Annotated in this window: 10 protein-coding genes; 1 reads left to right on the plus strand and 9 read right to left on the minus strand. The window is 60.7% G+C overall.

The features are described from left to right. Positions 1-147 precede the first annotated feature (147 nt). On the minus strand, positions 148-1,494 hold the full coding sequence (gene pmbA, locus ACZZ0B_RS21790; protein ID WP_463546212.1) for a metalloprotease PmbA: 1,347 nt from the start codon (positions 1,492-1,494) through the stop codon (positions 148-150). Positions 1,495-1,602: 108 nt separating this feature from the next. On the opposite strand from pmbA, the gene yjgA reads away from it, so the two are divergent. Next, entirely contained in the window at positions 1,603-2,127 is a 525-nt protein-coding gene (yjgA, locus tag ACZZ0B_RS21795; protein ID WP_008085091.1) for a ribosome biogenesis factor YjgA, read from the plus strand. Positions 2,128-2,233: 106 nt separating this feature from the next. On the opposite strand, the gene tldD is transcribed toward yjgA, so the two are convergent. The 8 genes from tldD to mreB all read right to left on the minus strand — a co-directional run bounded on the left by tldD (position 2,234) and on the right by mreB (position 13,512). After that, positions 2,234-3,676, minus strand: coding sequence for a metalloprotease TldD (gene tldD / locus ACZZ0B_RS21800; protein WP_008085093.1), 1,443 nt, complete (start codon positions 3,674-3,676; stop codon positions 2,234-2,236). A gap of 4 nt (positions 3,677-3,680) precedes the next feature. Next, positions 3,681-4,541 (minus strand): carbon-nitrogen hydrolase family protein, encoded by an 861-nt coding sequence (locus tag ACZZ0B_RS21805; RefSeq protein ID WP_463546213.1) that lies wholly within the window; start codon positions 4,539-4,541, stop codon positions 3,681-3,683. A gap of 129 nt (positions 4,542-4,670) precedes the next feature. Continuing rightward, positions 4,671-8,474 carry a YhdP family protein gene (locus ACZZ0B_RS21810; RefSeq protein WP_463546214.1) on the minus strand — a complete coding sequence of 1,268 codons (3,804 nt, stop codon included), beginning with the start codon at positions 8,472-8,474 and terminating at the stop codon, positions 4,671-4,673. Between the two features lie 75 nt (positions 8,475-8,549). Next, entirely contained in the window at positions 8,550-10,007 is a 1,458-nt protein-coding gene (gene rng, locus ACZZ0B_RS21815; RefSeq protein ID WP_008085406.1) for a ribonuclease G, read from the minus strand. Between the two features lie 58 nt (positions 10,008-10,065). Then, a complete protein-coding gene (locus tag ACZZ0B_RS21820) occupies positions 10,066-10,662 on the minus strand; it encodes a Maf family protein (RefSeq protein ID WP_463546215.1) in 597 nt (198 codons plus the stop codon). Between the two features lie 37 nt (positions 10,663-10,699). After that, positions 10,700-11,191: a rod shape-determining protein MreD gene (mreD, locus tag ACZZ0B_RS21825; protein ID WP_008085408.1), complete on the minus strand. Its 492-nt coding sequence runs from the start codon at positions 11,189-11,191 to the stop codon at positions 10,700-10,702. Then, positions 11,191-12,333: a rod shape-determining protein MreC gene (mreC, locus tag ACZZ0B_RS21830; RefSeq protein ID WP_463546954.1), complete on the minus strand. Its 1,143-nt coding sequence runs from the start codon at positions 12,331-12,333 to the stop codon at positions 11,191-11,193. The genes mreD and mreC overlap by 1 nt, the downstream gene beginning before the upstream one ends. Before the next feature lie 141 nt (positions 12,334-12,474). After that, a complete protein-coding gene (gene mreB, locus ACZZ0B_RS21835) occupies positions 12,475-13,512 on the minus strand; it encodes a rod shape-determining protein MreB (protein WP_002555108.1) in 1,038 nt (345 codons plus the stop codon). Between the last annotated feature and the right edge of the window lie 71 nt (positions 13,513-13,583).

The following is a 13,583-nucleotide window of genomic DNA, read 5'->3' on the forward strand; positions in this document are numbered from 1 at the left end:
GTAGGAGCTGCCGCAGGCTGCGATCTTTTGATCTTGTCTTTCAAAGCAAAATCAAAAGATCGCAGCCTTCGGCAACTCCTACAGGGCAGGTATGAAAAAGGCGCGCCATCCGGGTGGATGGCGCGCCTTTTTTGTGACGGTTGGGGCTTAGCTGCCGGCTACCGTCATCCGTTCGATCAACACCGAACCCGTGCGAATATTGCTGCGCAGCTCCAGGTCATTACCCACCGCGACGATCTGCTTGAACATGTCGCGCATGTTGCCGGCGATGGTGACTTCCTGCACCGCGAACTGGATTTCACCATTCTCGACCCAGAAACCTGCCGCACCGCGCGAATAGTCGCCGGTGACCATGTTCAGGCCATGGCCCATCAATTCGGTGACCAACAAGCCACGGCCCATGCGCTTCAACAGCGCCGCCTGGTCTTCGTCGCCATGGGTGACGAACAGGTTATGCACGCCGCCGGCGTTGGCGGTGCTCGACATGCCGAGTTTGCGCCCGGAATACGTGCCGAGGATGTACGAGACCAACTCGCCCTTTTCGACGAACGGTTTGGCGTACGTCGCCAGACCATCACCGTCGTACGAAGCGCTGCCCATCGCGCGCATCAGGTGCGGACGCTCATCGATGGTCAACCATTCCGGGAACAGCTTCTGCCCCAGCGTGCCTTCGAGGAACGACGATTTGCGATACAAGCTGCCGCCAGACACCGCCGAGAGGAAACTGCCGAACAAGCCACCGGCCAGTTCCGCTGAAAACAGCACCGGCACTTCACAGGTCGGTACCGGACGCGCGCCCAGACGGCTCGCCGCCCGCTGCGCCGCACGCTGACCGATGCTCACCGGGTCGGCCAGCAAGGTGCCCTGACGGCTGACGTCATACCAATAATCGCGCTGCATCTGGCCATCGGCTTCGGCAATCATCACGCAGCTGAGGCTGTGCCGGGTCGAGGCGTAGCCACCGATAAAACCGTGGCTGTTGCCGTAAACGCGGCAGCCTTGATGCGTGCTCAGCGTGGTGCCATCGGCGTTCTTGATCCGCGCATCGGCATCGAACGCCGCCGCTTCGCAGATCAGCGCCTTCTCGATGGCTTGTTCCGGGGTGATGTCCCATTCGTGGAACAGGTCGAAATCCTGCTGCTCGCGAGCCATCAGCGCGGCATCTGCCAGGCCCGAGGCTTCGTCTTCAGAGGTGTGCTTGGCAATCGCCAATGCGGCCGCGACGGTTTCGCGAATCGCCTCCGGCCCGGTGGCGGACGTGCTGGCCGAGCCTTTGCGCTGGCCGACGTACAGCGTGATGCCAAACCCCTGATCGCGGTTGAACTCGACTGTTTCGACCTCGCGCTGACGCACCGAAGTGGACAAGCCCTGTTCCAGCGACACCGCCACTTCGCAGGCACTGGCGCCCTGACGCTTGGCTTCGGCAATGATCTGCTCGACCTGTTCCTGCAGTGCCGGCAAAGCCTGCGGGCCGACGCTTTCAACTGCACTCATGCTCATCTCCACTCAAATTCTGCTTTCGGCTGGGGCCATCGAGCGACCGGGCCGGACAAGCGGCCCCCGACTGGTTATCATGGCGGCGTTTCTTTGCGGACTGCCACCATGGTTGATTCTTACGACGACTCCCTCGATACGGGAGAAAAAAGCAAATCTCAGGTCAAACGCGAGCTGCATGCTCTGGTTGACCTTGGCGAGCGCCTTACAACACTCAAGCCTGACTTGGTGGCAAAACTGCCACTGACCGACGCGATGCGCCGTGCCTTGGCCGATGCGCCCAAGCACACCGCGAATATCGCGCGTAAACGGCATTTGCAGTTCATCGGCAAACTGATGCGCGATCAGGACACTGACGCGATTCTGACCTTGCTCGATCAACTCGATGCCTCCACTCGCCAATACAACGAGCGTTTCCATAACCTGGAACGCTGGCGCGATCGCCTGATCGCGGGCGACGACGCCGTGCTGGAAAAATTCGTCGTCGAGTACCCGGACGCCGATCGCCAGCAATTGCGTTCCTTGATCCGTCAGGCTCAGCACGAGGTTGCGCAAAACAAACCTCCTGCTTCCAGCCGCAAGATCTTCAAGTACATCCGTGAACTGGACGAGACTCAACGCGGCCTGCGTTAATCTCATCCCTTGTAGGAGCTGCCGCAGGCTGCGATCTTTGCTTTTTAAAGATCAAAAGATCGTCCGATCGCGGCCCGAGCCTGCGGCAGCTCCTACACACGTTTCTTTATGCGCCCGTGCCACCCACGGTGATCGCATCGATTTTCAGCGTCGGCTGACCCACGCCTACCGGCACCGACTGCCCATCCTTGCCGCACGTACCCACGCCGCTGTCCAGCGCCAGATCGTTACCGACCATCGACACCCGGCTCATCGCCTCAGGGCCGTTGCCGATCAACGTTGCGCCTTTGACCGGCGCGGTGATCTTGCCGTCTTCGATCAGATACGCCTCGCTGGTGGAGAACACAAACTTGCCGCTGGTGATGTCGACCTGACCGCCGCCGAGGTTGGCGCAGTAGATGCCCTTCTTCACCGACGCGATGATTTCCGCCGGATCGCTCTCGCCACCGAGCATGTAGGTGTTGGTCATGCGTGGCATCGGCAGATGCGCGTAGGATTCACGACGACCGTTACCGGTACGGGCCACGCCCATCAGGCGCGCGTTGAGCTTGTCCTGCATGTAGCCCTTGAGTACGCCATTTTCGATCAGCGTGGTGCACTCGGTCGGCGTGCCTTCGTCGTCGACACTCAGCGAACCGCGACGACCGCTCAAGGTGCCGTCATCGACGATGGTGCAAAGTTTCGATGCAACCATTTCGCCCATGCGCCCGCTGTAGGCGGAACTGCCCTTGCGGTTGAAATCGCCTTCCAGACCGTGGCCGACCGCTTCGTGCAACAGCACGCCAGACCAGCCCGAACCCAGCACCACCGGAAAAGTACCGGCCGGTGCCGGGATCGCTTCGAGGTTCACCAGCGCCTGACGCAACGCTTCACGGGCATAGCCCATGGCGCGGTCTTCGGCGAGGAAATAACGGTAATCGGTACGCCCGCCGCCGCCATGCCCGCCGCGCTCGCGACGACCATTCTGCTCAACGATGACGCTGACGTTGAAGCGCACCAGCGGCCGCACATCGGCAGCCAGACCGCCATCGGTAGACGCCACCAGAATCCGCTCCCAGACCCCGGCCATGCTTACACTGACCTGCTGGATACGCGGATCGAGCGCGCGGGTCGCGACGTCGATGCTCTTGAGCAATTCGACTTTCTCGGCCCGGCTCAGCACTTCCAGCGGGTTATCCGGCGCGTACAACTGGGCGACGTCTTGGCTGGTGAACGCCTGCACCGTGCCGTTCTGCCCGGCACGGGAGATCGAACGTGCAGCACGGGCCGCCGCGCCGAGGGCTTCGAGGGTGATCGCGTTGCTGTAGGCGAAACCGGTTTTCTCACCGGATTGCGCGCGCACGCCAACGCCCTGGTCGAGGTTGAAGCTGCCTTCCTTGACGATGCCGTCTTCCAGTGCCCAGGACTCGGAGATCTGTCCCTGGAAATACAGGTCGGCGGCATCGATGCCCGGACCGGCCAGATCGCCGAGTACGCCTTGCAGACTCTCGATGGTCACGCCGCCCGGTGCCAACAGGTGATCACTGACTGAGGACAACAACTCGCTCATAGGTTTACGCCTTAAATTCATGTTCTGAAGCAGGCCGCTGTGCGCCCTGCGAGAAAAACCGCCGATGACGCGTCACCGGCATTCGCGCCCTGATGGACGCTTGTTCACTGCTATCGCGCTCGGCCAACAACACCGCTTCGCCTTGATCCTGCTGCGTCAGCACGCGGCCCCACGGGTCGACAATCGCCGCATGGCCGAAGGTTTCGCGCGGCCCCGGATGGGTACCGCCCTGCGCTGCCGCCAACACATAACACTGGGTTTCGATGGCCCGTGCGCGAATCAGCACGTCCCAATGCGCCGCCCCGGTCACCGCAGTAAACGCCGACGGTGCGGTAATCAATTCAGCACCGGCGGCGCGCAATTCGCTGTAAAGCTCCGGGAAGCGCAAGTCGTAACAAACGGTCAGGCCCAATTTACCCACCGGCGTGTCCGCCACCACCACACCACTGCCATAAGCATAGTCATCGGATTCGCGGTAACGGCCACGATTGTCCGCTACATCGACATCAAACAGATGCAACTTGTCGTAGCGCGCAACAAACTCGCCGTGTTCATCGACCAGCAACGAACAGGCATTGGCCTTGCCCCTAGGCTGACCTACCGGCGGCAACGGCAACGTGCCAGCCACTATCCATAACTTGAGGTCGCGGGCGGTCTGTTTCAACCATGGCAGGATCGGTCCTTCGCCCAATGCTTCGGCACGGCCGATGTCGGCAACGTCGCGACGGCCCATGGCAGCGAAGTTTTCCGGCAGCACTGCCAGCTTCGCACCGCCGGCCGCAGCCTGTTCGAGCAGGCGCCGGGCCTGAACCAGATTGGCCAGTACGTCGCTCTGGCTGACCATTTGAATCACCGCTAAAGACATGGCCACTCCTCGGAATCTACACACAACCCTGTAGGAGCTGCCGCAGGCTGCGATCTTTTGATCTGGTTTTTAAAAAAATCAAAAGATCGCAGCCTGCGGCAGCTCCTACAGGGGGGTAGTGTCTGCTAGTTAAAAAGGCTTGTCGAAGGTGATTTTCGGCTCTTTCCACGGGCCTTTGACGGTGTATTTGACACTGGCGAAACGAGCCACGCGGTCACCGATCAGCTTGTCGATCAGGAACAGCGCACCGCCGACCGCCGGCGCGCCCACGAGCAGCGCAGCGATCGGCAGATTATTGGTCACCGGCAGCGTCACCAACAACTTGGCGTCGACTTGCTCGGCCACCAGATCCAGCTTGCCGTTAAGCTCCAGATTGCTCGACGGCCCGGTCAGGCGAATCGGTTCTTTCGTATCGTAAACACCGTTGGTTGCCACCAGCAGCCCTTTGACCCGGTCATAGCTCAGGCCTTTGCCAAACAAATCGGAGAAGTCCAGGCGCAGGCGGCGGCCAATTGAGTTGAAGTTGAGCAAACCGAACACCCGCAGCGCCTGGGCTCCGCCCTCCACTTCAACAAACTGGCCCTTGTTCAACGAGGCATCCAGCGTGCCGGAGAAGCGCTTTGTCGCCAGCCAGGCCGGCGAGCCTGGCCAGCGGCCATCGACGTCCATGTGGAATTCTTCGCTGGTCACGCTCGGCGCGAAGCCCCAGCCCTTGAGCACATCGGCGAGGTTCTTGCCGCCGATCCGGCCCTTGAACCAGCTGTTGGTCGAACCCGGCGCGCCTTCCCAGCCGCCGTTGCCTTGCAAGAGGATGCCTTTGAGGCCCATGTCGAGGCTGTTCAAGGCGATGCCTTTAGGCGTCGGTCGCACCTTGAGCGACCAGCCACCGACCAGATCCTGGCCCTGGAACAGTTGATTGATGGTGAGATCCAGCGCCGGGATTTTCGTCGGATCAACCGACACCAATGGATCAGGTGCGTTTTCATCGGCCTGCACCGTCGGGTCCGGCGCCGGCAATTTCACGTACTGCAGGCTCACCACAATCGGCACACCTTTGGCATCCGGCACACTGGCCGCGCCTTTGGCCTGCTGGCTGTCGAGGGCCAGCGCCCAGGTGCCGGGCTTGCGGTTCAATTGCACGGAAGCCTGATCCAGCGTAGTGCCGAACGCCGTCAACTTGCCAACCTTGAAATCGGCGCTGCTGAGCAACTGTTTGGCACTGCCGCCGGGATCCTGTCCGGCGTACTTGCTGACCAGATCCTGCCACGGCGCGACGTCCAGTTCCGAGAGCACGCCACGAATACGCAGCCCCTTGGCTCCCGGAAGTACGGCCTCACCGGAACCGAGGAACAACTCACCGCGACCGTCGGCAAAACTGGTGGGCGGCGCGGCGAAGGTGAAATTGGCCAGTTGATCGTAATTGACCCAATATCGACGTTCCTGCCCCTGCAGGGTCATGCGGAACACAGTGTCGCGGCCGACATCGGCGGCCATGCCAAACGGTGCAGGCAGATCCACCGCCACGCCTTTCATGCTGGAGCTGACCAACAATTGGCTGTCCGCACCGTCAAGGTTCAGTTGCAACTGATAAGGAATCGTCCCGGTCACCGGCAACGGTTGCGTCACGCCCAGCCAGTCGGTGAGTTTCTTCACCTCGACTTGCCCCGACGCGGCGACCCGGGTTTTCAGCTTGCCGGGGCTGCCGTCGGCAAAAATCTGCGCCGTCACCGGTTTGTCGAACGCCCGCGCGGCGATGTTCTGACCGCTGAGGCCTTTGGCGCTGTCAAAGCGGAAATCCCCCTTGAGCTGAGTCAGTTCCAGCTTCGGCTCGGCCAGTTTCAGGCGGGCATTGGCGGTTTTGAAGTCGACGAGAATTTTCGGCTGATCGCCTTTGGCCAGGGGAACATCGAGCTTCAGTTTGCCTTGCAGATCACCTGAGCCCTCCCAGCCAGCAAACGTTTCACCCGTACCGATTGGCGCGTCCTGCAAGATCTTCAAACCATCGCCCAAACCTCCGGCAAACGCGCCATCGAGGAGCAAATGCGTGTTCTGCCCGGACGGCACATGGGGAATATTGACGAAGACATCGCTGACCTGAGTGTCGAGCAACTGGCCCTTGCTGGCCCAGATGCGCACTCCGCTGTCCTCGATGAAGACATCGCCGCTGACCTTGCTCACGTGCGGCCAGCCCGGCTGGAACGCCAGTTCGGCGTCATGCACCTTAAAGAACAGGCTGATGCTGCGGTCGGCCTCGCCGGCGTTTTTGCTCAACGAACCTTGATACTGGAAGAAGCCCTGATCGACTGCGCCTTTGAGAATCGCGGTACGCAGCCACTCATCGAGCGCCGGGCTCAGGACCTCAGGCAGGTACTTGGCGGTGTAGCGACCGTCGCCATCGACCAGCCCGACCCGCAGGTCCATGTAGTCTTCCTGGCTGTGATCGAAATGCAGGCGAATCAGGAAGTCGCCAGCGATCTTGCCCTCTTCGCCCAGCACCTTCAGGTACGGCGCAATCAGGGTGAAACCGTCTTTATCGAGCTTCCAGGTCAAGCGTGCATTGGCTTGCAGGTATTGCCATGGCTTGGCGAAAATCGGATCGAGGTGCAGGACGAAATCCTTGCTGTCCATGCGCAACTCGCCGCCGTCGAGGTTGCCACTCAGGCTACCGCTGACATTTCGCGCCGCCGGAGCGCCGTGATAAGCGTCGAAACCGATCTGGTCAAGATTGGCGGCAAAGCCGAACTTGTTGCCGTCAGTGGCAGCGGGACGGAAATCCAGCAGCACATTGCGCAGCCCACCGGTGACATTCAAATGGTCGACCGCCGTGGCGAAGCCTTGCGGCAACGGCCCCAATGCATTGAGCAGCGGCGTGATGGGCGTCAGGTCGAGGCGGTCCGCCTGCAGGTGCCAGAGCTCTTCAACCTTATCGGTGGCGCGGGTCTGTTGTAGCTGTACACGCGACTCCCAACGGGTTTCGCCAAAATTCATCGCCAGCGAATCGAGCGTGATCTTCGCGCCATCGTCACTGTTCTGGTAATACGCATTGAGCGCCAGATTATTGATCTGGATCGGCTTGCGCTCGCCATACGCACCGCTCAGTTGTGGCGCGTTCAGGCGCACCACGGCACTTTGCAGGGTGCCCTTGGCCCAATCGACCCAGACTTCACCACCGGCCTTGATCTCGGAAAAATTCCATTGCTGGGTCAGGCGCTCGGGCAACCATTTCGCCCAATCGCTTTGCGGCAGGCTGGCATAGCCCTCAACCGTGCTGTCCTGCCACTGCTCCGGACGAAGGCGCGTGCGCAGGTTGATCGCGACAGGTTGACCGTCCGGCAAGGTCAAACGGGCATCGAGGCGCTGGCGACTGGCACCGGTTTTCAGATTGAGGCCGACATAAGTGAGGGTCATCGGCGCGTGATCCAGCGGCTGCAAGGTCACCTGACTGTCGAGCACCGAGAGCTGCTGAATCATTTGCGAACGGTTGAACAACTGCTGCGCATCCAGCGGCTGATCGTTCTGCACCGGCAGACCTTCCAGCGCCCAACTGCCGTCCTCGGCTTCCTTGAGGCTGATTTTCAGGCCATTGAGTTCCAGATGGGCAATGCGCACCTCGCGCGCCAACAGGCTGGCCCAAAGATCCGGCACGGCGCGCACCTGATCCAGACGCAAGGCATTGGCGCCGCTGCCGACCATTACGTCATGCGCCAGCAGGATCGGCGCGAAACCGCTCCAGCTACCTTCCAGTTCGCCAATCTGCAAGGGCATGCCGAGGGCGGCACTGGCCTTGTCTTCGATATCGGTGCGGTATTCGGCGACCAGCGGGGTCAGTTCGCGGCCGAGACTGACGTAAAGCGCCATCAACACCAGAACCAACGCGCACAGGCCCAGCCCCCAACGGGTGAGTGCGGCCAAAATGCGTGTCAGACGTTCCATGTCAGTTGGCTCCCATGGCAAAAAAACTGCGAAAAGCTGAGGCCAGCCGCGGTGAAAAAATGGTGATGCAGGGGTTCAGAGCAACACCACGTCATATTGTTCCTGGGAATACATGGTTTCCACCTGGAAGCGTATGGTGCGGCCGATAAACCCTTCAAGCTCGGCCACGTTACCGGATTCTTCATCGAGCAGACGATCCACCACTTTCTGGTTCGCCAGCACGCGATAACCCTCGGCCTGATAGGCGCGGGCTTCGCGAAGGATCTCGCGGAAAATCTCGTAACAGATGGTTTCCGGGGTTTTCAGTTTGCCGCGGCCCTGACAACTGCTGCACGGTTCGCACAGCACTTGTTCAAGACTTTCGCGGGTGCGCTTGCGGGTCATCTGCACCAGGCCCAACTCGGTAATGCCGATGATGTTGGTCTTGGCGTGGTCGCGCTCCAGCTGTTTTTCCAGAGTGCGCAGCACCTGGCGCTGGTGCTCTTCGTCTTCCATGTCGATGAAGTCGATGATGATGATGCCGCCGAGATTGCGCAGACGCATCTGGCGGGCAATCGCCGTGGCTGCTTCGAGATTGGTCTTGAAGATGGTTTCTTCAAGATTGCGATGACCGACGAACGCCCCGGTGTTGACGTCGATGGTGGTCATCGCTTCGGCCGGATCGATCACCAGGTAGCCGCCGGATTTAAGCGGGACCTTGCGTTCGAGGGCTTTCTGAATTTCGTCTTCGACACCGTAAAGATCGAAGATCGGTCGCTCGCCCGGGTAATGTTCCAGACGATCGGCGATTTCCGGCATCAGTTCGGCGACGAACTGCGTGGTTTTCTGGAAGGTTTCCCGCGAGTCGATACGGATTTTCTCGATCTTCGGGCTGACCAGGTCGCGCAGCGTGCGCAGTGCCAGGCCGAGGTCTTCGTAGATCACGCTCGGCGCACCGATGGTTTTGATCTGTTCGTTGATCTGATCCCACAGGCGCCGCAGGTAGCGGATGTCCATGAGGATTTCATCAGCGCCTGCACCTTCGGCAGCGGTGCGCAGAATGAAACCACCGGCTTCCTTGATGCCTTCTTTGGCCACGCAATCGCTGACCACCTGCTTGAGGCGTTCGCGCTCGGCTTCGTCTTCGATCTTCAGGGAAATGCCGACGTGGGCGGTGCGCGGCATGTACACCAGATAGCGCGACGGAATCGACAACTGTGTGGTCAACCGCGCGCCTTTGGAACCGATCGGGTCTTTGGTGACTTGCACCACCAGACTCTGGCCTTCGTGTACCAGCGCACTGATGCTTTCGACCGCGGGGCCTTCACGCAGGGAGATTTCCGAGGCATGAATGAACGCCGCCCGATCCAGGCCGATATCAACGAACGCTGCCTGCATCCCCGGCAGAACCCGGACGATCTTGCCTTTATAGATGTTGCCGACGATCCCGCGTTTTTGTGTGCGCTCGACGTGCACTTCTTGCAGCACACCGTTTTCGACCACCGCCACGCGCGACTCCATCGGCGTGATGTTGATCAGAATCTCTTCACTCATGGCAGGATCTCGTTCAGGCATGTTCACGATAATGGCCGCATCTGGTTTCGTACGACGCTCATTGCGCGTTCAGGTTTTGCCAACAGGGTATGCCGAAATGGCCCAACAGTTCTGCGGTTTCGCAAACAGGTAGCCCGACCACTGCCGAATAGCTGCCGTTGAGCCCCGCGACAAACACGCCACCGAGGCCTTGAATGCCATAACCGCCGGCCTTGTCCCGGGGTTCGCCGCTGGCCCAGTAGGCCGCCGCTTCTTCACGGCTGATCGGTCGAAATCGCACGCGACTGACCACCACACGCGACTCGCAGCGCTCACCTTCGAGCACGGCGATGGCGGTCAGCACTTCGTGCTCCTTGCCGGACAACATCATCAGCATGGCGCATGCGTCGGCTTCGTCCACCGGTTTGCCAAGTATTTTGCCGTCGAGCACCACTGCCGTGTCGGCACCCAGCACGCAGTACGGTTGAGCGGACACGAGCGTGCCGTGGCCGGCGCAGGCCTTGCCACGCGCGAGGCGTTCGACATAGGCCGACGGCGATTCTTCGGGAAGGGGGGTTTCGTCGATGTCCGCACTGATGGCGGAGAACGCGACGCCGATCTGCGTGAGCAATTCACGGCGTCGCGGTGATCCGGAGGCGAGGTAAAGCGGCTTCATCAAAACATCTCCCTGTTCAGTGCCCTGCTTCACCGGCTCAATTGATTTTGTAGCGGCGGCGCAATCCACGCAAAGCGAAGCTGACCCACGGCCAGAGCAAGGCACTGACCAGTGCCGGAAGCACCAGCGCCAGGGTCGGCTGGCGGTTGCCGGTCAGGGCGCTGAGCCACAATTGCACCAGTTGCGCGAGGCCGAAGATCACCAGGATCACCAGGCACTGTTGCCACATCGGGAACATCCGCAGACGTTGCTGCAACGACAGCACAAGGAAGGTGATCAGCGTCAGGATCAAAGCGTTCTGGCCGAGCAGTGTGCCGTACAGCACGTCTTCGGCCAGGCCCAGACAAAATGCCGTAACCATGCCGACTGTGTGCGGCATGTACAGCGCCCAGAACGTCAGAAGCAAGGCCAGCCACAGCGGGCGCAGGATTTCCATGAACTGCGGTAACGGCGAAACGCTGAGCAGCAGGCCAATGGCGAATGTCAGCCAGACCATCCAGCCGTTACGCGAGGCAGTCGCTCCGACCATTATTCTTGTCTCCCGGTAGTGGCAGGCGCAGTGACCGGAGGTTTCGCCGCCGGCCGTGCAGCGGGCTGCGACGCCGGTGGTTTACTGGCCGCCGGGGTCGTTGCCGGAGGTTTTGCTGCGGCGGGCGGTTTGCTTGCCGGTTTGGCAGGCGCCGTGCTTGCGGCCGTGGCCGGGGCAGCTGCGGCTGGCGTTGCAGCAGGCGTTGCAGCCGCAGGCGGGCTCACGGTTTTCGGCACGGTGGCCGGAATGATCGGGCCGCCGCCGAAGGCATCGAGATTTTCCTGCGCCTGCGCGGCATCGTTGGCGCGCTCTTCGGCGGTGCGGGTGTCGCTGAACACCAGCAGCAGGTAGCGGCTGCGGTTGAGTGCGGCAGTTGGCACGGCGCGAACGATGGCGAAAGGCTGACCGGAATCGTGGATCACTTCCTTCACGGTCGCCACCGGGTAACCGGCCGGGAAGCGCTGGCCGAGACCGGAACTGACCAACAGATCGCCTTCCTTGATATCCGCCGTGTCGGCGACGTGACGCAGTTCCAGGCGTTCCGGGTTACCGGTGCCGCTGGCAATCGCGCGCAGACCGTTACGGTTCACCTGCACAGGAATGCTGTGAGTGGTGTCGGTCAACAGCAATACACGCGAGGTGTAAGGCATCAACTCGACCACCTGGCCCATCAGACCGCGTGCATCGAGCACCGGTTGACCGAGCACCACGCCATCACGCTCACCTTTATTGATGATGATGCGATGGGTGAAGGGGTTGGGGTCCATGCCGATCAACTCGGCCACTTCGACCTTTTCGTTGACCAGTGCGGAAGAATTGAGCAACTCGCGCAGCCGAACGTTCTGCTCGGTGAGGGCGGCAAGCTTTTGCATGCGACCCTGCAGCAGCAGGTTTTCGGTCTTGAGTTTTTCGTTTTCGGCGACAAGCTCGGTGCGGCTGCCGAACTGGCTGGCAATCCCTTCCCACAAACGTCCGGGCAGGTCAGTGATCCAGTAGGCATCCATCAGCACCAGCGACGCTTGTTTGCGCGCAGGCTTGAGCAGATCAAAGCGGGCATCGACCACCATCAGCGCGACCGACAGCACGGCCAGCACCAACAGGCGCACGCCCAACGAAGGGCCTTTGGCGAAAAGCGGTTTAATAAGCCGCTCCTCCCAGGCAAATGTTCTGTTTATTCATACGGCATCAAACCGGCCTGGATGAAGACTGACAGAAGATAAACGCCAACAGGCAGCACTGCAAAGTGCTGCCCGCGCGCTCACCCACGTATTGCAATCGGCGACTTATTCGCTCGAGAGCAGGTCCATGGTGTGTTTATCCATCATTTCCAATGCACGGCCACCGCCGCGAGCCACACAGGTCAGCGGATCTTCGGCAACGATCACCGGCAGACCGGTTTCCTGGGCCAGCAACTTGTCGAGGTCACGCAGCAGCGCGCCACCACCGGTCAGCACCAGGCCACGCTCGGCGATGTCGGAAGCCAGCTCCGGCGGCGATTGCTCCAAGGCGCTTTTCACAGCCTGAACGATGGTTGCCAGGGACTCTTGCAGAGCTTCCAGCACTTCGTTGGAGTTCAGGGTGAATGCGCGTGGAACGCCTTCGGCCAGGTTGCGACCGCGAACGTCGACTTCGCGAACTTCGCCGCCCGGGTAGGCCGTGCCGATTTCCTGCTTGATGCGCTCGGCGGTGGATTCACCGATCAGGCTGCCGTAGTTACGACGCACGTAGGTGATGATCGCTTCGTCGAAGCGGTCGCCGCCAACACGCACGGATTCGGCGTAAACCACACCGTTCAGCGAGATCAGCGCGATTTCAGTGGTACCACCACCGATATCCACGACCATCGAGCCGCGTGCTTCTTCTACCGGCAGGCCGGCACCGATCGCAGCCGCCATTGGCTCTTCGATCAGGAAGACTTCACGCGCACCGGCACCGAGGGCCGATTCACGGATGGCTCGACGCTCAACCTGAGTGGATTTGCATGGAACGCAGATCAGCACACGAGGGCTAGGCTGCAGAAAGCTGTTTTCGTGAACCTTGTTAATAAAGTATTGCAGCATCTTTTCGCAGACGCTGAAGTCGGCGATCACGCCGTCCTTCATCGGACGAATGGCAGCAATGTTGCCCGGCGTACGGCCGAGCATGCGCTTGGCCTCGGTGCCGACAGCAACGACACTTTTCTGATTACCGTGTGTCCGAATGGCCACAACCGATGGCTCATTCAGGACGATACCGCGCTCGCGCACGTAAATAAGGGTGTTGGCAGTGCCCAGGTCAATGGAAAGATCGCTGGAAAACATGCCACGCAGTTTCTTGAACATGGGAAAGGGACCCTAGGCAACGCGTGGGTAAAAAAGTGCGGCAAACTCTAACAACGACAGGGATTTTGGGC

Source organism: Pseudomonas sp. AC247 (assembly GCF_979258015.1).